This is a genomic window from Dellaglioa sp. CoH-57-MRSF-21 (assembly GCF_056781915.1).
The window spans coordinates 228860-251343 of sequence record NZ_JBXAXU010000001.1; the positions used below are offsets into that span (position 1 = coordinate 228860).

22 protein-coding genes are annotated in these 22484 nt (G+C 34.1%); 19 read left to right on the plus strand and 3 right to left on the minus strand.

Annotated elements, in window-relative coordinates; translation table 11 throughout:
• Positions 1 to 9 precede the first annotated feature (9 nt).
• Both lepA and AC1RPQ_RS01075 read left to right on the plus strand, forming a co-directional pair.
• Positions 10 to 1803, plus strand: coding sequence for a translation elongation factor 4 (gene lepA / locus AC1RPQ_RS01070; protein ID WP_481760970.1), 1794 nt, complete (start codon positions 10 to 12; stop codon positions 1801 to 1803).
• A 21-nt stretch (positions 1804 to 1824) separates the two neighbouring features.
• Positions 1825 to 3369, plus strand: coding sequence for an ABC-F family ATP-binding cassette domain-containing protein (locus AC1RPQ_RS01075; RefSeq protein ID WP_481760969.1), 1545 nt, complete (start codon positions 1825 to 1827; stop codon positions 3367 to 3369).
• A gap of 281 nt (positions 3370 to 3650) precedes the next feature.
• Here the strand turns inward: AC1RPQ_RS01075 and AC1RPQ_RS01080 are convergent, their stop codons facing one another.
• Complete coding sequence (locus AC1RPQ_RS01080; RefSeq protein WP_481760968.1) at positions 3651 to 4493, minus strand: alpha/beta hydrolase; 843 nt, start codon at positions 4491 to 4493, stop codon at positions 3651 to 3653.
• 126 nt (positions 4494 to 4619) lie between these two features.
• Between AC1RPQ_RS01080 and AC1RPQ_RS01085 the strand changes: the two genes are divergently transcribed.
• From AC1RPQ_RS01085 to nhaC, 8 genes are all read left to right on the plus strand, one after another.
• A complete protein-coding gene (locus AC1RPQ_RS01085; protein ID WP_481760967.1) occupies positions 4620 to 5060 on the plus strand; it encodes a GNAT family N-acetyltransferase in 441 nt (146 codons plus the stop codon).
• Entirely contained in the window at positions 5061 to 5270 is a 210-nt protein-coding gene (locus AC1RPQ_RS01090; RefSeq protein ID WP_481760966.1) for a hypothetical protein, read from the plus strand.
• An 18-nt stretch (positions 5271 to 5288) separates the two neighbouring features.
• Positions 5289 to 5717 (plus strand): MerR family transcriptional regulator, encoded by a 429-nt coding sequence (locus AC1RPQ_RS01095; protein WP_409021721.1) that lies wholly within the window; start codon positions 5289 to 5291, stop codon positions 5715 to 5717.
• A gap of 985 nt (positions 5718 to 6702) precedes the next feature.
• Complete coding sequence (locus AC1RPQ_RS01100; RefSeq protein ID WP_481761142.1) at positions 6703 to 7350, plus strand: metal-dependent transcriptional regulator; 648 nt, start codon at positions 6703 to 6705, stop codon at positions 7348 to 7350.
• A gap of 205 nt (positions 7351 to 7555) precedes the next feature.
• Positions 7556 to 8932 carry an Nramp family divalent metal transporter gene (locus AC1RPQ_RS01105; protein WP_481760965.1) on the plus strand — a complete coding sequence of 459 codons (1377 nt, stop codon included), beginning with the start codon at positions 7556 to 7558 and terminating at the stop codon, positions 8930 to 8932.
• 18 nt (positions 8933 to 8950) lie between these two features.
• Positions 8951 to 9397, plus strand: a complete 447-nt coding sequence (locus tag AC1RPQ_RS01110) for a universal stress protein (RefSeq protein WP_481760964.1) — start codon at positions 8951 to 8953, stop codon at positions 9395 to 9397.
• Positions 9398 to 9529: 132 nt separating this feature from the next.
• Positions 9530 to 11146, plus strand: coding sequence for a SulP family inorganic anion transporter (locus AC1RPQ_RS01115; protein WP_481761141.1), 1617 nt, complete (start codon positions 9530 to 9532; stop codon positions 11144 to 11146).
• A 397-nt stretch (positions 11147 to 11543) separates the two neighbouring features.
• Positions 11544 to 12914 (plus strand): Na+/H+ antiporter NhaC, encoded by a 1371-nt coding sequence (nhaC, locus tag AC1RPQ_RS01120; RefSeq protein WP_481760963.1) that lies wholly within the window; start codon positions 11544 to 11546, stop codon positions 12912 to 12914.
• 49 nt (positions 12915 to 12963) lie between these two features.
• On the opposite strand, the gene AC1RPQ_RS01125 is transcribed toward nhaC, so the two are convergent.
• Positions 12964 to 14145 carry an MFS transporter gene (locus AC1RPQ_RS01125; RefSeq protein ID WP_481760962.1) on the minus strand — a complete coding sequence of 394 codons (1182 nt, stop codon included), beginning with the start codon at positions 14143 to 14145 and terminating at the stop codon, positions 12964 to 12966.
• Positions 14146 to 14274: 129 nt separating this feature from the next.
• Between AC1RPQ_RS01125 and AC1RPQ_RS01130 the strand changes: the two genes are divergently transcribed.
• The 4 genes from AC1RPQ_RS01130 (at position 14275) to AC1RPQ_RS01145 (ending at position 16845) form a co-directional block, all read left to right on the plus strand.
• Positions 14275 to 14640, plus strand: a complete 366-nt coding sequence (locus tag AC1RPQ_RS01130; RefSeq protein ID WP_409021715.1) for a winged helix-turn-helix transcriptional regulator — start codon at positions 14275 to 14277, stop codon at positions 14638 to 14640.
• 139 nt (positions 14641 to 14779) lie between these two features.
• Entirely contained in the window at positions 14780 to 15517 is a 738-nt protein-coding gene (locus AC1RPQ_RS01135; protein WP_481760961.1) for a TerC family protein, read from the plus strand.
• An 18-nt stretch (positions 15518 to 15535) separates the two neighbouring features.
• Positions 15536 to 15865 carry a thioredoxin gene (trxA, locus tag AC1RPQ_RS01140; protein ID WP_481760960.1) on the plus strand — a complete coding sequence of 110 codons (330 nt, stop codon included), beginning with the start codon at positions 15536 to 15538 and terminating at the stop codon, positions 15863 to 15865.
• 113 nt (positions 15866 to 15978) lie between these two features.
• Complete coding sequence (locus AC1RPQ_RS01145) at positions 15979 to 16845, plus strand: NAD(P)-dependent oxidoreductase (protein WP_481760959.1); 867 nt, start codon at positions 15979 to 15981, stop codon at positions 16843 to 16845.
• Positions 16846 to 16893: 48 nt separating this feature from the next.
• On the opposite strand, the gene AC1RPQ_RS01150 is transcribed toward AC1RPQ_RS01145, so the two are convergent.
• Complete coding sequence (locus AC1RPQ_RS01150) at positions 16894 to 17640, minus strand: hypothetical protein (RefSeq protein ID WP_481760958.1); 747 nt, start codon at positions 17638 to 17640, stop codon at positions 16894 to 16896.
• Positions 17641 to 17977: 337 nt separating this feature from the next.
• Here AC1RPQ_RS01150 and AC1RPQ_RS01155 point away from each other — a divergent pair, with 337 nt between their 5' ends.
• From AC1RPQ_RS01155 to AC1RPQ_RS01175, 5 genes are all read left to right on the plus strand, one after another.
• Positions 17978 to 19066, plus strand: coding sequence for a DUF871 domain-containing protein (locus AC1RPQ_RS01155; RefSeq protein WP_481760957.1), 1089 nt, complete (start codon positions 17978 to 17980; stop codon positions 19064 to 19066).
• A 108-nt stretch (positions 19067 to 19174) separates the two neighbouring features.
• Entirely contained in the window at positions 19175 to 19570 is a 396-nt protein-coding gene (gene crcB / locus AC1RPQ_RS01160) for a fluoride efflux transporter CrcB (protein ID WP_481760956.1), read from the plus strand.
• Positions 19567 to 19929 carry a fluoride efflux transporter CrcB gene (gene crcB / locus AC1RPQ_RS01165; RefSeq protein ID WP_481760955.1) on the plus strand — a complete coding sequence of 121 codons (363 nt, stop codon included), beginning with the start codon at positions 19567 to 19569 and terminating at the stop codon, positions 19927 to 19929. The genes crcB (AC1RPQ_RS01160) and crcB (AC1RPQ_RS01165) overlap by 4 nt, the downstream gene beginning before the upstream one ends.
• A gap of 56 nt (positions 19930 to 19985) precedes the next feature.
• Positions 19986 to 20855 carry a DegV family protein gene (locus AC1RPQ_RS01170; RefSeq protein ID WP_481760954.1) on the plus strand — a complete coding sequence of 290 codons (870 nt, stop codon included), beginning with the start codon at positions 19986 to 19988 and terminating at the stop codon, positions 20853 to 20855.
• Between the two features lie 155 nt (positions 20856 to 21010).
• Complete coding sequence (locus AC1RPQ_RS01175) at positions 21011 to 22465, plus strand: ABC transporter permease (protein WP_481760953.1); 1455 nt, start codon at positions 21011 to 21013, stop codon at positions 22463 to 22465.
• Positions 22466 to 22484 lie beyond the last annotated feature (19 nt).

The following is a 22484-nucleotide window of genomic DNA, read 5'->3' on the forward strand; positions in this document are numbered from 1 at the left end:
TTAATCATAATGAAACAATCACAAATTAGAAATTTTTCAATTATTGCCCATATTGATCATGGTAAATCAACTTTAGCTGATCGAATTATGGAAGAAACACAAACTGTCAGTGAACGTGAGATGTCTAGTCAATTGTTAGATTCAATGGCTGTTGAACAAGAACACGGGATTACAGTTAAATCACGAACGGTTCGTAGTTACTATACAGCTACTAATGGTGAAACTTACGAATATAATTTTATTGATACACCGGGACACGTTGATTTTTCATATGAAGTTTCGAAAAGTTTAGCTGCTAGTGATGGGGCTATTTTATTGGTGGACGCCACTCAAGGTGTGCAAGCACAGACGGTTGCAAATTACCGTTTAGCTAAAGAAAACAACTTAAAAATTATTCCAGTAATCAATAAGATTGATCATCCTAATGCTGATGTTGAAGAAACTAAAATTCAATTGATGGAATTAGCTGACGTTGATGAAGACGAAATGTTATTAATATCAGCTAAAACTGGGATTGGTGTTGATTTGGTTCTAGAGGCTATTAAAGACCGTATTCCAAAACCAATCGGTGATATTGAAGCACCACTTAAAGCATTAGTTTTTGATTCACATTTTGATGCATTTAAAGGAATTGTGGCTTATATTCGTGTCTTTGATGGTGAATTTAAAGCTAATAATTTACTTCGATTTATGCAACAAACGACTGATTTCCAAGTAGTAGAAGCAGGTATTTTTAAACCTGACATGGTGGCTGTTGATAGTCTACATGCCGGGGATGTTGGCTATGTTATTACAGGGCTAAAAGATCCTCAACTAGTTAAAATTGGGGATACGTTAACTTCTCAAAGTAACCCGACACCAGAAGCACTTCCTGGATATAAAGAATCAGAATCAATGGTTTTTGCTGGATTTTATCCTAAAGATAATAACTATAAAGAATTAAAATCAGCTATTCAAAAATTAGCTTTAAATGACTCATCTTTCCATTATAAAGAAGAAAAGTCAGATGCTTTAGGACTAGGATTTAGATGTGGATTCTTAGGGATGTTACATTTAAGTATTATTCGTGAACGTCTCGAAAAAGAATACCAATTAGGGGTGTTAACAACGACGCCTAATGTTACGTACCACGTTATTTTGAAAAATGGTAAAGAAGTTGTTGTTGATAATCCTGTCCAATTCCCTAATTTTTCTGAAATTGATCATGTTGAAGAACCATTTTTAGATGTTCATATGACCGTGCCAGATGAACAAGTGGGCGATATCATGAAATTAGCTGAAAAACGTAAAGGTATTTTCCAAGATATGTCATACAATTCTGGTCAAACTGAATTGAATTATGCGTTACCAACGTCTGAAATTGCCTATGATTTCTTCAATCAATTAAAATCATTATCACATGGCTATGCAACAATGGAAACGCAATTTAAAGGATATCAAACAGCAGACGTTGTTAAAATGGACGTTTTAGTTAACTATGCAACAGTCGATGCACTAGGGTTTGTTGTGCATAGACAAGATGCTGTGGAAATTGGTCAGAAATTAGTTGAGCAATTGAAATATTCAATTCCACGTAAATTATTCCCAATGCCAGTACAAGCAGTTATCGAAAATAAAGCTATTTCGCGTGCAAATGTACCGCCTCTTCGTAAGAGCGCAACAACAAGTAGTGATAAAAAGAATGCTGCCAAACAAGATATGCTACGCCGTCAAAGCGCTAATAAACGATTGGGCTCTAAGGCTGAAATGGAATTACCACAAGAAGTATTTAATGCAATATTGGAAGTTAACAATGATAACTAGTCTTTAGAAAGAAGGATTACAATGGGAGTTTTAGAAGTTCGCCAACTTTCCCATCAATTTGCGGATAAGCAATTATATGAGGATGCTCATTTTGAATTAAACACTGAGGATCATATGGGTATCATTGGTCAAAATGGTGCTGGTAAAAGTACATTAATCAAAATTATTACTGGACAAGAATTACCTGATGAAGGCGAAATCAAATGGAAAAAAAGTGCGACAATTGGCTATTTAGATCAATATGCTGAAGTTGCGGAAGGCATTACGGTTATTGAGTTTTTGAAGACAGCATTTCAACGTTTATATGATATTAGTGAAAAACAAACGCAGGCCTATACGGATTATGCTGAAAATATGGACGAGAAGTTGTTGGAAAAAGCGGGTAGATATCAAGAAGAACTTGAGGCAAAAAATTTTTATGATATCGATACAGAAATTGACCGTGTTCGAACTGGTTTAGGATTAGATGCAATTGAAAAAGACCATCAAGTTAGTGAATTAAGTGGTGGTCAGAGATCTAAGATTATCTTAGCTAAATTATTATTGGAAAATCCTGAAGTTATTTTATTAGATGAACCAACTAATTATTTAGATACGGAACATATTGATTGGTTAACTGAGTATTTAAATCAATTTGAAGGCTGTTTCATGGTTATTTCTCATGATTTTGAATTTTTACAAAATGTCACGAATACAATTATTGATGTTGCATTCGGTAAAATCACAAAATATCGTGGGAATTTTAAATCAGCTATTAAGCAAAAAGAAGCTAAAAAAGAAGCGCAACTAAAAGCTTTCCAGAAACAACGCCTTCAAATTGAAAAAGATGAGGCTTATATTCGAAAGAATAAAGCTGGAACGCGTGCCACAATGGCTAAGTCTAGACAAAAAAGATTAGATAAAATTGAGCGTGTGACACCGCCAAGTGATACTGTAAAAGGTAAATTTGATTTTCCTTATCTAGATACTGGATCCGCATCAACGCTTGCCGTTAAAAATTTATCAGTTGGTTATAAAACGCCATTACTATCACCAGTAACTTTTTCATTATCACATCAAGAAAAAGTTGTCTTAAAGGGATTTAACGGAATTGGTAAATCAACAATGATTAAGTCAATTTTGAAGTTAATTCCAACGTTTGGTGGAACTGCTGAATTTTCTGATTCTGTTGTTGTTAATTATTTTGATCAAGATTTAATTTGGGATAATAAAGAAATGACACCTCTTCAAATTATTCAAGATGAATACCCTGAATTGGAACCTAAAACGATTCGTCGCCGATTGGCTAAATCAGGGATTAATGCTGCGAATACAATGAAACCTATTAATATTTTGAGTGGTGGGGAACAAATGAAAGTTAAGTTGAGTTTAGTTGAATTGAAACCAAGTAACTTTTTAATTTTGGATGAACCAACTAATCACTTGGATGATGATACAAAAGACGCGCTACAAAAGGCAGTCCGACGTTTTCCTGGAAATGTTTTATTGGTCAGTCATGAAGCACCATTTTATGAATCTTGGATTGATAAAGTGTTTGATGTTGAAGCAATAAGAATTCAAAAATAGTGATAATAGCCTTGGAAAGTAATTTTCTAAGGCTATTTATCTGCACAAAAAAAGCACCAACCGAAGTTGATGCTTTCCTGTTATGGTACTTACCGAAGTAAATAGATTGTATGAATTCCACAAAACAGTGACAATCAGACATACCTACAATGCGGTAGGTAAAAAATGCCCCATTTTCGAACTAATCACTAGCCGCCGCAGCGGAACAACCGAAGTTGTCTGATTTTACTCGACTCATCGCATAACTTAATCATAGCACAAAATTAATATTTCGTATAGTTCTATTTACCCCAAAGGAATTGGATAACAGCTTTATCAACCTGTAAATTTCTATGAAGTTTACTATGTTGTGCATCTTCACCAGTAATTTTAAGCTCGTCATACGATTTTACTTGGCCTTTTAATAGATAGTTCATTGAACGGGCAGAAGCAATGCTGACAGATGTATCAGAATTTGAGCCATCATTCACATCGCCATAAATAACAAAGACTTTTGCGGTTGATGGGAAATTTTTTCGTTTGCTATAGTAACTTTGGTAGTTTGCTGTTTTAATAGCAGGTTCGTCATTTTTCAAGAAGTAATTTTTATTGGCTTTTTCGTCCATTCCGAGGACCCCATTAATTGGACCAGCAATTGGAACAAATTTATTTAGGATAGGAGAAGATTTTTTTCTGACAGATTCAGCCCAGTACATTGCAGATGAGCCACCCATTGAATGTGTAACAAGATTGATTTTTTTAATATCGTATGATGCTTTTAAATAATCAGTTATCTTACCAATCCATCTGCCCTCTTCAGGAATTTGAGCATCACTACGCGCAAATATAACTTGAACAATTGGATTTTTTTCAGTATATTTCCATCTACCCGTATAAGTGACATCACCAGTTGAAGAGACGGTTGCTGTTAGAACTTTTTTTGCCTTACCAGATTTTTCTGCTGAGGCAATCATGTCGTTAGTTGAGTTAGCTGTACCGCCGTATCCATGAATGTATAAGGTTGGTGTTTGTGAAATACTTTTCTCTGTTTCTACCGATTTAGGTATACTGTTATGCAATAGTAAAAAGCCAATACCTAATCCTAAAATCAATAAGATGGTTATTAATATACCGTATTTTTTCATTAGTGGTTTCCTTTGCATAGTAAGTTATTTGCTTTCATTATAAGCTACCGGGTCTTGACGTTCAAATTTAAAGCAAGTTATGGTAAGCTATATGCGAAGATAACTAAGAAAGCTGAGGATGAGCAAATGTTCATAGTGAAATCAACTAGAGATATAAGTAGTCAAATATATAAGGATGCATTATCAATTAGAAAAACGGTTTTTGTTGGAGAACAGAATGTGCCAATGGAATTGGAAATTGAAAACGAATCAGAAGCTATTCATTTTGTGGGTTATAAAGATGAAGAACCTGTTGTGACAGCACGTGTACTTAGCGAAGACTCTGAAACGTGGCATGTCCAGCGAGTTGCAACATTGAAAGCGGCTCGTGGACAACATTTAGCAACAGATATCCTAACGTTTATTGAAGGATTTTCAACAGTCTACGGAATTAAATACTTAACCTTAGGTGCACAAGATCAAGCCCAAAATTTTTATTTGAAACTAGGATATGAGGTTGAAGGTGAAGGCTTTATGGACGCAGGAATTCCACATCACACAATGATAAAAACAATCGAAGGAGCCTAGATGGCAAAAGAAACTTTATTTTCAAAATTACTAACGGATGAACGATATACATTTGCGAGTGAACTTGGTAGTAAATATCATAAAGACGCTAGTCAAATTTTATTTACTTACTTGAAGTTAATGGCTGAGGGGACACAAAACCAGTCAAAATCATTACAGAAAAGTCTGCCAGAAATCGATAAAAAATTTCAAAAGTATTTAGAAAACTAGAGATAGAAGGTACTTACAGTGAATAATAATCCATTAGCCAATCTTATGAAGCAAGATAAGTTAATTGTCGGTATTAGTGAAATCAGTAAAATGACAGGTGTTTCAACACGACAGTTAAGATATTGGGAACAAAAAGGCTATATTGAAAGTATTTCAGATGAGAAGGCAAAGTCGCGAGAATATCGTTTAGATATGGTCATAAAAGTCAGTCTTATAAAAGAAGAGTTAGATGAAGGATACACATTGGTTGCGGCGATTGAACACGTTAACGGAAAAATGGATATTTTTAGACAATTTAAACACTTTTTGATTGATCGTGTTTCAGATGTTGGTAAACAAGGAAATAAAACAGTTTTTGATATGGGCTATTTTGATGACTCCAAAAAGCAGCGTTTATTTGCGGTAATAGATGAAAAAGGGACACGTTTTGAACTCAGAGATGTTTAATAAAAAGAATTATAAAATAAAATCATAAAAAGGTTGCAACCGTTTACATTTGTGTTATACTTAATTTGTAGCAAGGAAGGCTATCGAAATCCCTGAACAAAATAAAACTGAAGTCACTTTTTTAAACTCACTTAATGGTTTTTAAAAACGAAGTTAGTTGGACAATGTTTAGTACTGAAGATAGTTGAAAAATGTAACACAAGTTAATGACGTTGAGAGATGTCAAGCAAGGCGTATTAAAACGGTGCCGGTCTTGAGCATTAAAAAGCAAATCAAGACACATCAAGTTAGATGATGTTTACTCCGATGAATTTAGAATTTTGGTAGTGTGAACGTCGTGAGACGTCGAACAAGGTTTTAAAACGGTGCTAGTCTTGAGCGCTTAAAAGCAAATCAGGACACATCAATTAAGATGATGGTTTAAGTTTCCAATGTACGGCAAGTTAATGACGTTGAGAGATGTCAAGTAAGGCGTATTAAAACGGTGCCGGTCTTGAGCATTAAAAAGCAAATCAAGATATCGAATTTTGATGATTTAAGTTGTAGTAGAACGAATAATTGGATTTAGAGGTATTTGGTCTTGGAGAAACGTTTGAAATCGAATGGATAACAAATCGCTCAAAGGGCGTCGTTCGATAATATATGATTCAAAACATATAAAAGCGACTTCACAGAACTAAATAAGTATAAAGATATAGAGGCGAAATATATTAATAATCAAGTAAAATCGACTCTCGGTAACACGGGTTTCGGCTTTCCTTCTACAAAAAGATAGGATTCAAGACATTTCTTAAAACAAATGCTTGAATCCTATTTTAATGCAGTGAATTATGATTTTTAGCTTACATTTAGGTATTTTAAAATGAAAGGTTAGGTATTCCTAAAAAATAAGTTACAATTCAATCGTTATTCTGATATAATAAATCTATTATTAAGAAAATGGAAGTGAATTGATTAACTAATGACAAAAAATGAAAGATCGAATATGACACCTATGAAGGAAGATTATTTAAAAATTATTTTTGAATTAGGCGGTACGCAAAAGAAAATATCGAATAAACAGATTGCGCTTAGTCTGAACATTGCGGCCGGATCAGTTACAGAAATGGTCAATAAACTAGTTAAAGAAGAGTTAGTAGAACATACGCCATACGCAGGGATTTCGTTAACGAAACCTGGGATATTATTGGCAGAAGATTTAGTTCGTAAGCATCGTTTATGGGAATGCTTCTTAGTTTATAAATTAAATTATAAACTACAAGATGTTGACGGTGAATCAGAGTTACTTGAACATGTGACAAGTGAGTACTTGCTTGATCATTTGAGTGAATTCTTGGGTCATCCAACACACTGTCCTCATGGCGGTGTGATACCTGACAAAGAAGGTAACTATGAGGAAGATAGCCATCTCGTTTTAGAAGCAGTAGAAGATAACACTAAAGTTGTGATTGAACGATTCATTGATAATCATGATTTGTTAACTTATTTAGATGATTTAGAATTACACATTGGTGATAAATTAACAGTTGTTTCTCATGCGCCTTTTGAAGGTCCAGTTGAAATCAAATTAGAAAATACTGGTGAGGTTAGAAATATTAGTTATAAAGCCGCTCATTATATTTTTGTGAAGTAGGTATTATGATAACAAAAGAAATTTTTATTAAATAGCTAAAGACTGTTGATATCAAATAGATATCAGCAGTCTTTTTTTGGAAATATAGCAATATTTAATAACTGGTAAAATGATTTAAGGTTAGCCTAAACTTTTTGTTTACAATGTATAAAGTTTGAGTATAATAAGGAATTGAGAAGAAAAGAATTTAAAGGAGTGGTAAAAAATGTCGAAAGAAGTACAAGAACCAAAAATGACTACCACAACAAATAGTGCTAGTTTGGAAGAAGTAAATGGATCAGTAGAAGTTCCAAAAAGTGCCGGATTTTTACGAACTTTATGGGCTTTTAGTGGACCAGGTGCATTAGTCGCTGTTGGTTACATGGATCCAGGTAACTGGATTACATCAATTGTCGGTGGTGCACAATACCGTTACTTACTATTATCAGTCGTTATTTTCTCCGGACTTATCGCTATGTTAATGCAATATATGGCTGCTAAGTTAGGTGTCGTAACAAGAATGGATTTAGCACAAGCAATTCGTGATCATACTAATAAACCGGTTGGATTTTTATTATGGATCATGACAGAATTAGCAATTATGGCAACAGATATAGCCGAAGTAATTGGTGGAGCGATTGCTTTACAATTACTTTTTGGAATTCCATTAACAGTCGGCGTTATGATAACTATATTAGATGTTTTCTTACTATTATTATTAACAAAATTAGGATTTAGAACAATTGAAGCGATTGTTGCAACATTGATTGCATCAATTTTAATTATTTTCCTTTACTTAGTTGCCTTATCAAAACCAAGTTTAGCAGGTATCATGGGTGGTATTTTACCAAGAGCATCAATCGTTATGAACCATGATCAATTAACATTAGCTTTAGGTATTATTGGTGCAACAGTAATGCCTCATAACTTGTACCTTCACTCTTCAATTGCACAAACACGTCAGTACGATTCAACTGATGAAGAAGAAGTTGCAAAAGTTGTGCGCTTTACAACTTGGGATTCAAATATCCAATTATTTGGCGCAACAATTGTTAACAGTTTACTTTTACTTTTGGGGGCTGCTTTATTCTTTGGACATGCAGATCAATTACAAGCATTCGGTGATTTATACCGTGCATTAAGTGATAATACAATTGCCAAAGGGATTGCATCACCTGTACTTTCAACTTTATTTGCCGTAGCTTTACTGGCTTCTGGGCAAAATGCAACGATTACCGGAACCTTGACTGGTCAAATTATAATGGAAGGTTTCATACATTTAAAAATGCCATTATGGGCCCGTCGATTGGTTACACGTATCATAGCAGTTATCCCCGTTATGATTGCCGCAATCATTTGGGGTGGGACAGAAGGCGTATTAGATAATTTACTTGTTTATTCACAAGTGTTCTTATCAGTAGCCTTACCATTTACGATGATTCCATTAATCTGGTTTACATCTTCTAAAAAATATATGGGTGAACGATTCGTTAATCCACTTTGGGTATCAATTATTGGTTGGGCAGCCGCAATCGGGTTAACTATTTTAAATGTTCAATTAGTCTTCAATTTAGTCATTCAATTTTTCCAAGAAGTTTTATAAAATAAGGAGGAAATTCATATGAAAAAAAGTTTTGAGTTACCAAAGCATAAGAACATTCTTGTCGGCGTCGATAATTCGGCAGATGCCCAATTAGCATTCTTAGAAGCGGTTAGTCATGCTTTAGATGATGATTCTCTGCTGCATATTGTAACTGTTCTGGAGTCGGATGATTTGAATGTTTTTCAGGTATTAACAAAAGATACATTAGCTGAAAAACGTTTGAAGGTTGAAAAACAACTTCAAGAGTATAAACAAAGCGCATTAGATGCTGGTGTTAAGGAAGTACACATTGTTCTTGCTGAGGGTGAACCTGGTGAAACGATTGTCAAAGATGTTATTCCTGACGTTAAACCTGATTTAGTCGTTGTTGGATCAGCTATAACTAAAGGGATTGGTAAGTACTTAGGTAGCCAAGCATCATACGTGGCTAAGTATTCTCCCGTTTCAGTTATGGTTGTTCGTTAATAGAAAAAAGTTATACAAAATGGTTGAATCTTATAAAGATTTAACCATTTTTATTTGGAAAACGTTTACTTGTTTATTTATATATAAGGTTTATGTTATGCTTTTATGTATAACATAAATAGGAGCATGATGATGATATCAAATTATATTTCAATATTAAAAAACGAGTTTAAAGGTTATAATGCAACAAAATTAGCTAAAGATTTTATGGCAGGTTTAACGGTAGCTGCAGTTGCTATTCCGTTAGCCTTGGCATTTGGTGTCTCAAGTGGGGCAACAGCTGCTGCTGGGTTAATCACAGCCATTGTTGCTGGGATTTTGATAAGTACCTTATCTGGGGCATATTATCAAATATCAGGACCAACTGGAGCGATGGCCGCAGTATTAATGGGTGTTATTGCACAATATGGATTAAAAGGGGTTTTTATTGCTACATTGATTGCCGGAGTGATTTTATTGTTAGCCGGTATATTTAAATTAGGCGTTTTAACGACTTTTATTCCTGCCCCTGTTATTACAGGATTTACATCAGGAATTTCAATTATTATTGCTTTCGGGCAATTAGATAATTTTTTTGGTACGCATTCAAACGGAAGTAGTTTAATTGAAAAAATTGGTAGTTATCCTAGCTTAGGTTTTCAACCTAAGTTGGCAACGACTTTGATGGCAATTTTAGTTGTTATTGCACTTTTTATTTTTCCAAAAAAATGGAATAAAGTTATTCCTGCATCGTTGATTGCAATTATTGTTACTACGGCAATTACAATGATATTTAAATTAGATGTCGCAACAGTTGGCGAGATTCCAACAAGTGTTATCAGTGATGATAGATTACATTTAGGTGCATTAAATCTTCAAACAGTTAAAAATCTAATTATTCCTGGCGCAAGTATTGCTTTACTGGGAATGATTGAAAGTTTATTATGCGGGGCATCTGCTGGTCGCATGACAGGTAAAACCTTAGATAGTAATCAAGAATTAATCGCTCAAGGTATTGGAAATATGATTTTACCATTTTTTGGTGGTATTCCAGCAACGGCTGCGATTGCTAGAACGAGTGTAGCAATTAAATCAGGTGCACAGACGCGATTGACAGGCGTTTTCCATGCACTTGCGTTATTAGTTTCAATGCTTTTATTGGCACCAATCATGTCACAGATTCCTTTATCGGCATTAGCTGGCGTGTTAGTTGTGACTTCATGGCGGATGAACGAATGGTCAGCTATCAAGTATCTCTTTAAAAATAAATTTAAAAGTGCTTTAATTCTATTTTTCTTAACATTAATAAGTACCGTTATTTTTGATTTGAGTACGGCGATTATGGCCGGTGTTTTAGTCGGGATCGTTATTTTTGTGGCTAAGAGTTCTATTTTAGATGTTGTTGTTGAAGATGTTGATTTAAGCAAAGTCGAAACAACACAAGATAGATTAAAAGATGATTGGGCAGTTGTCTACATCACTGGACCACTATTTTTCATGTCTGCGGATCGATTAGATAAGGCACTACAGCCACTTCATGAACGAGATTTAGTTATCTTTTCATTGCGAGGCGTACCATCAATTGATAATACAGCAATGGCTGTTATTCAGGATTTCTATAGTGATGCTCAGACTAAAAATCATGAAGTGATTTTTTCTTCAGTTCAACCAAATGTAATGAGAATGTTTGAACGATCTGGCTTTAAAGATGTGGCTGGGGAAGAAGCCTTTTATTTCTCAGTTGATCGTGTTCTAAAGGAAATACTATAAGATGTACATTATTGACAAGGATATTTAGGCATGTTAAGATTCATTCAACTTAATAAATAAAAGTTAACACATAAGTAGTCATTTATCTGGGAGTCAGAAAGTTGGTGGTTGATGCGAACCAATCAGGATAAATTAACCAAATACGTTAACGTTATTTTAAACATCGGATAAATATCTAGAACCGTTATCATCTAGTGAGTGAGAATTTGGGTTCTCAATTAAACTGGGTGGTACCACGGCTAGAGTCGTCCCTGATACAATATTTAATATTGTATCAGGGACTTTTTTTGTCCAGAAAAGGAGTGTTAAAAATGAAAAATATAAATTGGGGTCAGTTTCGATATCAAACTTTTCATGATAAATACTAGAATCGACTAAAAAATAGGAGTGTTTACTAATGAAAAATAAATTATCGTTTACAGAAGCAGCAAGTGTTTTAGTAGTAATGTTGATTATTATGGGATTTGGTGTAATTAAGTTTGGGTTATCACCTCAAACACCAGTTATGTTAGTGATTGGGTTGTTAATTTTATGGGCTAGAATTCGTCATTTTTCATGGGATGAGATTCACGCGGGTATCAAGGATGGAATGAGTACAGGGTTAATTCCCATCTTTATTTTTATTTTGATTGGCTCATTGATTGCGACTTGGATTGCGGCAGGAATTATTCCAACCTTAATGATTTGGGGATTTAATCTGATTAGTGTTCAATTCTTTGTGCCTTCCGTTTTTATTGTCTGTGCTATTATCGGATTATCAATTGGGAGTGCCTTCACTTTAATTTCAACTGTGGGTATCGCACTATTCGGTATGGGGATGACGATGGGGGTTAATCCTGCACTAGTGGCAGGAGCAATTATTTCAGGTGCTATCTTTGGGGATAAAATGTCTCCCTTATCAGATTCAACGAACTTAGCAGCTGCCATTGGAGAATCTGATTTATTTAAACATATTAAAAATATGATGTGGACAACAATTCCTGCTTTTGTAGGATCTTTAATTTTATATTTCATTTTGGGAAGTGGTAGTATGGCAGCAAATATGGATAAAATCAATCATACGATTTCAATTTTATCTAGTCACTTTTCAATCACAGCTTGGGCGGCATTACCAATTATCTTAATGTTTGTCTGTGCCTGGTTAAAAATTCCAGCTATTCCAACGTTATTTATCAATATTGGTGTATCGTTAGTTATGTTATTTATTCAAAAACCATTTACGAGTTTACAAGATGTTGCGGCGTTGATTCAGTCAGGATTTGTTTCTAAAACTGGAGATGCAAATGTGGATATGCTGTTAACACGAGGTGGCGTTTCAAGTATGATGGGAACCGTGTCATTAATAATTTTAACTTTAACGTTAGGCGGCTTACTAATGAACTTCAATATTATTGAAGTCGTTATGGAACCTTTAGTTAAACGTTTAAATTCATCTGGTAAATTAATTACGGCAACTATTTTTGCTGGAATTGGAGTTAATTTATTTGTTGGAGAACAATACTTATCAGTTATTTTACCTGGAAAAGCGTTTAAACCCGCTTTTGATAAATCAAAATTAGATAATTTAGCCTTAAGTCGTGCACTTGAAGATGGCGGAACAGTGATTAATTACTTAATCCCTTGGGGTGTAGCTGGTGCGTTTGCAGCAAGCACGTTGGGAGTTCCAACGCTAGACTACTTACCATTTGCGTTCTTTAGCTTACTATCGCCTGTCTTTTCAATCATTAGTGGTTGGACGGGAATCGGGTTACGTGCAAAGAGAGCCTAATAAAAACGGGTCACAATGAATTTTATATTCGTTGTGACCCGTTTTTTTGTTATTTCTCATTCTTATTGAGTGTAATTAAGTACATTGTCATGAAGATGGCGATTAAAACCATGACTGTCCCAAAAAGTGGCGTCATACCTAATCCGAGATTAGAAACAACTTGTCCACCAATTAAAGAGCCTAACGTAATGCCAATATTGAAAGCAGAAATATTTAGCGACGATGCTAAAGTAATATCTTTAGGGGTATATTTTTCAGCTAATTGAACAACGTATAGTTGTAATCCTGGAACATTCATAAAGGCGAATAGTCCTAAGGCCATAACGGTTAATAAACCTAGAATTGACATTTTAGCAGTAAAGAAAAGGATAAATAAGACGACTGCAAGTCCGATAAACATTTTTAATAATGCTTGGAGCGGATTATGGTTTGCTAAACGGCCGCCAATCGTATTTCCAAGGGCAACCATCAATCCGTAGACGATTAAAATGATAACAACAGCACTTTCACTGTAACCCATTGAAGTTTCTAAGAGTGGCGTAATATACGTATAAACAACGAATGTCCCACCGTAACCTAAGGCGGTTAATGATAACGTAATCAATAGATATTTGTTCTTAAGGACACGGATAAAACCATGCGCATCAGATTTTCCAGGAATTGGTAAACCATTTGGTACGAGGAAAAAGTTGGCGATTAAACCAATTAGTCCAATGATACTAATAAAAATAAATGATCCATGCCAACTAGTATGTTGACCAATAAATGTACCTAAAGGAACACCGGTTACAGTTGCAACGGTTAAACCAGTAAACATGACTGAAATAGCACTAGCACGTTTTGAAGGTTCAACAACATCAGCCGCAATAACGGAAGCGATTGTCATGAATATACCGTGAGACAATGCAGAAATAATTCGACCAATTAATAAAATTGAAAAAGTTGGTGCAAATGCTGCAACTAAATTACCAACGATAAATAACGCCATGATACTTAAGAGTAATTTTTTTCGATCAAATTGGCCAGTTAAAATAGTTAGAACGGGTGCACCTATTGTGACACCGAATGCATATAATGAAACGCTAAGTCCTGCCTGACTTAATGAAATACCAAAATCTTTGACTAATAAGGGGATGAGCCCAACGCTAATAAATTCTGTTGATCCGATTGCGAAAGCACTAATAGCCAATGCTAAGAGTGTTAGGGATGGTGATATTTTTGGTTTTTCCATAAGTTTGTAAAGCCTCCTTGATTTTTGTTGGAATAATGCTACAATTTATGATTATACGTGTACGCAACAATAAGACAATAACGTACTAAAAAGTGCTATAGGAACTTTTTAGTGCCTATAGGAGGAAGAATGGAAGATAAAACATATAATATTGGTGTTGAAGCGACTTTAGAAGTCATTGGCGGAAAATGGAAAACAATTATTTTATGCCATTTACGTGGTGGAAAAAGAAGAACTAGTGAGCTGAAACGTGCAATTCCGAAAATAACCCAAAAAATGTTAACGCAACAATTACGTGAATTGGAAGCCGATGGGATTATCTCTAGACATATCTATGAACAGGTACCACCAAAAGTAGATTATCAATTGACTGAATATGGTGAGTCTTTGAGTACTATATTAAATAAATTGTGTGTTTGGGGCGAAAAACATGTTGATCGGTTAAATGAGCAAGACCAACATGTTGTTTTAATGAATCGAGATAAAGTGTCATAACTGTCATTATTGATTGCTATTCGAGAAATGTAGCTGGCAGTTACTGTTGTTCATATGTTATGGCATAATCTGGTAATTGCTGTATAATAATCATTTACAGTTATTTATAAAAATTATTGAAAGAAAGTATGAGAATTAAATGTTAGCAAACTTATATGGACCATTTTTTGATCTAAACAATTGGAAAACAGTTGTCGAATCAAGTAGTGATTGGATAATTATCCTATCATTAGCAGTAATCGAATGCTTATTATCAGTGGATAACGCAATTGTATTAGCTGCACAAACACAAAAATTACCAAGTAAAAAAGAACAAGAAAAAGCATTATTTTACGGATTATGGGGTGCATATATTTTCCGGTTCATCATTATTGGAATTGGAACATTTTTAATTGATTTCTGGGAAATTAAAGTAATTGGCGCTGGGTATCTTATTTACCTATCAGCCCATTATTTCTTTTCAAAAATTAAAACGCCAAAACCTAAATCAGAGAAAAAAAGTAATGGACGAAAAGGTCCATTCTCATTGTTTTGGTCAGTTGTTATTTCAATTGAGATGATGGATATTGTTTTTTCAATTGATTCTGTCTTAGCATCGTTAGCAATTTCGACAAATCCAGTCATTGTTTTAATCGGTGGGATGTTTGGAATTTTAGCCATGCGTGGGATTGCGACATTGATTATGAAGTTGATGAAGGTTGTTCCGGAGTTAGAATCAATGGCTTACTTGCTAATCGCATTAATTGCGGTGAAGTTATTCCTTTCTATCCCTCAAATTGGTATCGAAGTTTCAGCAGTACTTTTTGCTGGAATTGTTTTTGGGGCTATTATATTAACGACTTTAATTCATATGTATAATATTCAGAATAAAAAATAACGAAACGAAGGCGATAAAATGGTCACAAAAGTAACAGATAAAACGCTCGCGGAACATACAGATTCCGGATTAACAATTGTTGATTTATGGGCTCCTTGGTGTGGTCCATGTCGTATGATGGAACCTGTTATTGATGAATTAGAACAAGAATTCAAAGATGATATGCAATTTGTAAAGTTGAATATTGATGAAAATAAAGAAACAGCATTGGAATATGATGTCATGAGTATTCCGAGTTTTCTATTATTTAAAGATGGCAAAGCAATTGAAAAAGTTGTTGGTTATCATGATAAGAGTAAATTTTCAAAGTATTTAAGTGAAAAAGTTGCTCAAAATAAAGCAGTATAAATAAAATCCCACTACAAATTTTGTAGTGGGATTTTATTTTAGGCTTAACTATTATTAATGGCAGTCGTAACCTTAAAGGTGCATACTAAAGAAAATTATAAAAGGAGATTATTATGAAAAAAATTGGGTTTATTGGAACGGGCGTTATGGGCTCAGCAATTGTTAGTTATTTATTGAAAGCGAACTATGAAGTAACCGTGTTTAATCGAACCAAATCAAAGACAGATGACTTAGTTAGCCAAGGGGCAATATGGGCTGATTCGCCACAATTGGTTGCGGCTAAAAGTGATATTATCTTCTCGATGGTTGGTTTTCCTGCAGATGTAGAAGCAATATATTTTGAAGAAAATGGTATTTTTGCTGGTGCTAAAAAAGGCGCAATTGTAGTTGATATGACAACAAGTACACCAACACTAGCGAAAAAAATTGGTGATTACGCGGAAACTCATGAGTTGTTTGCGTTAGATGCACCTGTTTCTGGTGGTGATATTGGTGCAAAGAATGCGAAGCTAACAATTATGGTTGGTGGACACAGTGATGTATATGAACAAGTGAAACCTATTTTTGAAAAGATGGGAACAACAATTGCCTTGTTTGGTGGTTATGGATCAGGCCAACATGTAAAAATGGCTAATCAAATTATGATTGCTGGAACAATGACCGGAATGACTGAGCTGTTAGTTTACGCTAAGGCAGCAAACTTAGACTTGGAAAGTGTCATTAAAACAGTTGGCGGGGGAAGTGCAGCAAATTGGAGTTTAGACAATTATGCGCCCCGAGTTTTAAGTGATGACTATACACCAGGATTCTTTGCAAAACATTTTCTTAAAGATTTGCGTATTGCATTAGACGAAGCAGAAAAAATGAATATTAATCTACCCGCAACAAAAGAAGCTAAAGTACTATATGAAAAATTAGTTGATGAAGATGGATTAGGTAATGACGGTACACAAGCATTAGTTAAATTGTGGTGGAAATAAATAAGTCGATACAACTAATAAATAAGACCATTTCAATATGAGATAGTCTTATTTATTTTTGATGATTTTAACCAGCCAATTTGTAATAAGTAATAAAAACAGCATCAAAATAGTAATTAGACCAATAGATAAGGCAAATTTTGATAGTAGAGTCATCATTAAAGTCTGGTGATTAAATAGAGTTAAGAAATAATAAAAGATAATGATTAAAAGTGCTAATAAACTGAATCCAAGACCAAATCCTTTTCTATCTGCTGAGCTTAAATCAAAACCACCAATTGTAATAGATGTTGTGATTAACAACCACAGGATAAGTCTTAATGACCAAGATTGAAATAACGAGGTGAATAGGTTAAATAACGATTGAGTATTAAATGCTTGGTTAACTAGCATTGTTGATAGTAGATTAAAAGAGTGAGGTAGCAGTAGAATAAAAAGGCCAATAATTACGATTGAACAGCCAATGATGGGCGCAATACCGGCCATTGCTTGTCCAATTTTACCACGCATATTTTTAGGTGAGCTATAACGAACGAATCCAAGTGAGTTATCACCAATTTCGGGATGTGGACGTTTAATTAATTTAACTTCAATGGCGTGAAATCCAAATAAAAAAGCCATTATAGCATGACTTGCTTCATGGATAATAATACCCAATGAACCCAAGTATAATTGTTGATTTAATGATAATTGTTTTTTTGTATTACTGTTCACAGCTGTTAGTAAAAAAGCAGCTACAAGAAGTGGTATAACACTAAGAAAAATCAATGTTATTAGCGTATAAATGGTTTGCATCCTTAAGACCTCCTTCGTGATTAAAATATTAGCACGATTCTTAATATTTAGAAACAAAAAAGAGACTGCTGGGAAGGCAGTCTCTAGGGAGTAAGTTGTAGAGCTAATAAATTAGCTCTCTCTCTCATTACTTTGGAGGAGAAATGAAAAAGTATAAAGGTTAGTTATTTATGTTGTTTTGGGATAAGTTCAATATACAACATGAACCTTAAAATAACCTTAACATTAAGAAAAAATTTAAAAATAATCAAAAGTTTTTTTGGAATGCGCTTTCAATTACATTATATGTCCTTTATAATATTGGTATAGACCTTAATAATATTTAGGAGGAATAATAATGGGAAAATTAGGTATTTCAATTTATCCAGAACGATCAAATTATAATGATGATACAGCATATTTAGATTTGGCATGTAAATACGGGTATAAAAGAGTCTTTACGAGTTTACTCCAAGTGACAGATGGTAAAGATAAGGTATTATCAGAATTTAAAAAGACAGTTGCTTACGCAAATAAACTTGGTATGGAAGTAATGGTTGATATCAATCCTGATTTATTTGAACAACTAAATATTAGTTATCAAGATTTAAAATTCTTTGACGATATGGGTGCATATGGTGTTCGATTAGATTTAGGATTTACAGGTGCAGAAGAAGCAGCAATGACACGCAATCCATATGACTTAAAAATAGAAATAAATATGAGTTCTGGGACTAACTATGTGGATAACATTATGAGTTATTCACCAAAAAGAGAGAACTTATTAGGTTCACATAATTTTTATCCACATGAATACACAGGATTAGAGTATAACTTTTTTGTAGCTTGCAGTGAGAAATTTAAAAAATACAATTTAAATACGGCAGCTTTTGTTAATGCTAAGTCAGCTACTTTTGGACCTTGGCCAACTGCTGATGGACTATGTACATTAGAGGATCATCGACATTTAGATATTGCCACACAAGTTAAACATATGGTGATGACAGATTTAATTGATGATGTGATTATCGCAAACGCGTACGCTTCAGAAAATGAATTAAAAGCAGCATCAGAAGCATTCAACGCCAATTATCCGACGATTAAAATTGAAACGGCAGATGATATTACTGAGGTTGAAAAAGTAGTATTATTTGATAATATTCATAGTTACCGCGGAGATCGTTCAGCGTATCTTTTACGTTCGACAATGACACGGGTTGTGTATAAAGATAAAGAATTTCCTGCACATAATACAAAATTAATTAAGCGTGGTGACGTCTTAATTGATAATGAAGGTTATGGACAATATAAAGGTGAAACACAAATTGCTTTAAAAGAAATGAAAAATGATGGTCGTGTAAATATTGTTGGGCATATTATAGATGATGAATTATTCTTACTCGATTTTTTGAAACCATGGAGTCAATTTAAACTAAGCCAAGATTAGCCTAAATGGATCACTAGATAATTTCTAGTGGTCCATTTTAATTTGGTATTAACTAGATAATTCGGTAAAATGAAGTAGTAAATGTAAAATTGATAAGAAGGTCATAAAATGAATTATATAATTGTTGCATTGTTTGCTTTTTTTGGTGGAATAAGTCGGTACTTACTTGGTTTAACGATTATTCAACCAAATGGATTCCCACTGGGGACATTAATGATTAATGTCGTAGGGTGCTTTATTTTGGCGTTCTTAGTTCAGTATATTGAAACAACCGAAAAAGTCCCAGATTGGTTAACTTTGGGGATAAAAACAGGTTTTATAGGTGCTTTTACAACGTTTTCAACATATAGTTTGGAAGCTGTAAAGTTAATAGAGACGCAACAATGGGGCTATGCACTCATCTATGTGTTAGTAACGATTATAGGTGGACTTTCCATGACATTACTTGGTTATTCATTAGGCAATCGGATTGGAGATTGGCGAATGGAGAGTGAACGTTCATGATGACACTATTAGTTGGGATTGGCGCTGCAATCGGTGCTATGTTAAGATATGGGATAACAAATTTAAGTAATCGATATCTAACTGATCAATTTCCAGTTGGAACGTTATTAATTAATCTGATAGGTAGTTTTATTTTAGGTCTTTTAACAGGAATTAATTTATCTAGTCCGATGTTAGTCTTACTTGGTACTGGAACAATGGGTGGTTTTACAACCTTTTCAACGTATAACTTTGAATTGGTTAAATTAATTAAAAGCCAAAAAATATCGTTATTCATGATTTATTTATTAGCTAGTTATATTGTTGGTGGCTTGATGACACTGTTAGGATTAGTTATTGGTCGCCAAATGGTTAGTTAAATTAAAGTATTCGAGCATAATGTGTGATAGGATAGTAAAAATAGGGATGTGAAATAATGAAAATTGCTGTATTAACGGATAGTTCAGCTTATCTTACAGATGAGATTGTTGAACAATTAGATATTAAAGTAGTAAATAACCCAGTATTATTTGGAAATCATGTCTATCATGAAAATGCCGATTTAACGGCAACTCAATTTTATCAATTATTAAAAACAGAAGATGTTTTACCAACAACTTCCCAGGTATCGATGGGTGAAATGGAAGAAAAATTTAAGGCACTTGCTGCTGAAGGCTATACAGATGTTATTTGTATCCATTTATCATCAGGTATTAGTGGATTAGTTGGTAATCTTGAAGCTTTCGCATCATCTGTTTCGGCCATCAATGTGCATGTTTTTGATTCGAAAATTGATTGCGCGGGGATGGGTAACATGGTTCAATTGGCTGCCACATTAGCTAATAAAGATAAAAACGTTATGGAAATACTTGAAAAGTTAGCCGAATTAAGAGAAACAACACGGGTTCTTTTTGTTGTTGATGATTTAAATCATTTAATGAGGACCGGTCGTTTATCAAATCATTCAGGTTTTGTTGGAAACATATTGAAAATTAAACCGATTTTAACTTTTGATAAAGAAGGTAAAATCGTTGCTATTGGTAAAGAACGCAAAATGAAAAATGCCTATTCTGAAATTAAAGCTCAATTCTCAGAAGCAACACGTTCACTTGATTATCCAGTTCAAATTAATTTAATTGATGCGAATAATCCGGAACTTCAAGCTGAATGGGGACAAGACTTGAGAACTAGTTTTCCTAAAATGAAATTTGAATCGGGTTATATTGGACCACTTGTCGGTGTTCACACAGGTGAAAAATGTTTAGGATTAATCTGGTCGAGAGATTGGAAAAGTCTAATAGATTAAATAAAGAAAACGGTTTTATTATGAATTATTATTCATAATAAAACTTTTTTTTGTATAACAAACGAAAATGTTCTGATAATATTCAAAAATAATTCATAATTATTAGCTATGCTTATTCTTATCAAATAATTTAAGAGAATATGGAGGTAATAAATATGAATTTTTTTAAACGTGCTTTATTAAATCTTAAAGCAAAAAAAGGACGATCTTTTTTACTTGTATTAGTTATGTCAGCTATTATGTTATTCGTTTTAGCAGGATTAATTATTCAAAATGCAGCAACAACTGCGGCAAATGATGCGAAGAAGAGTGCGGGTGCAACGGTGACATTATCAGCTAATCGAGATAAAGCTTTTAGCGAGATGAAAACTTCAAGCTCAAAAACCACTAAACCATCATTAAACTTAGCTGGGGTAACAGTCGCAACAGCTAAAAAAGTTGGTGCATTAAGCAATGTGAAGAGTTACAGTATCACCACTTCAACTACAGCTAATGCTTCTTCATTTGATGCCATTAAAACAACATCGACCTCAAGTCAAAGTGGTGGGATGGGCGGCAAGAAAATGGCAACTTCTGCAACAACGGGTGATATTTCTATTTCCGGTGTAAGTTCAACGGCTAGTGCACTAAATACTAGTGGTGCCAAAATTACAAAAGGTCGTGGTTTAAATTCGAGTGATTTAAATACTAAAAACGTTGTGATTGAATCAGAACTTGCTTCTACTAACCATATTTCTGTGGGCAATACAATTACAATGAAATCAACTGGTGGTACGAAGTATAAAGTTGAAGTTGTCGGTATTTATAAAGCTAGTTCAACTAGTTCTACAAGTATGGGTGGGCCAGGAGCTACTGATCCATCAAATACTATTTATACAGCTTACACATTTGCGAATACTTTAAAAGGTAGTAAGTATAAAGATACGGCCGATTCAGTTGTGTATACATTAAGTGATCCAGCCAAGTCAGAAACTTTCACAAAAGCAGCTAAGAAATTAATTAACACATCTAAATTTTCAATGTCAACAAACGATAGTACTTATCAATCAATGCTGACACCATTGAATAATGTTAAGAGTTTTGCCCAAAAAATTGTTCTATTAGTCGCAGTTGCAGGAACTATCATTCTTGCCTTAATTGTTATTTTAATGATTAGAGAACGTCGCTATGAAATTGGTGTCCTCCTATCATTAGGTGAAAAACGTTGGAAAGTTATTGCACAATTCTTTGTTGAAATGTTTATGGTTCTACTCGTGTCATTAGTTGTTGCCGGAATTGGTGGGAAATTCGTTGGTAATGCAGTAGGTGATCAATTGATAAGCCAACAAACAACGACATCTACAACAGCTACAACTTCAAATGATATGCAAGGTGGAGGCGGTGCGCCAAGTGGTACTAAAGGTGGACAATTTGGTGGAACAGATCCAAGTGGTATACCAGGGCAGTCAGCGACAACTAAATCTGAGAAATTAAAGAATCTAAGCACAACTGTAAGTATCAAAGATTTGGCAGAATTAGGTGGTATGGGTCTGGCAATTATCTTTATCTCGATTATGTTAGCATCGTTAGGTATTTTACGACTTGAACCCAAGAAAATTCTGATTTCATAAATAATAGAAAGGAGTGATT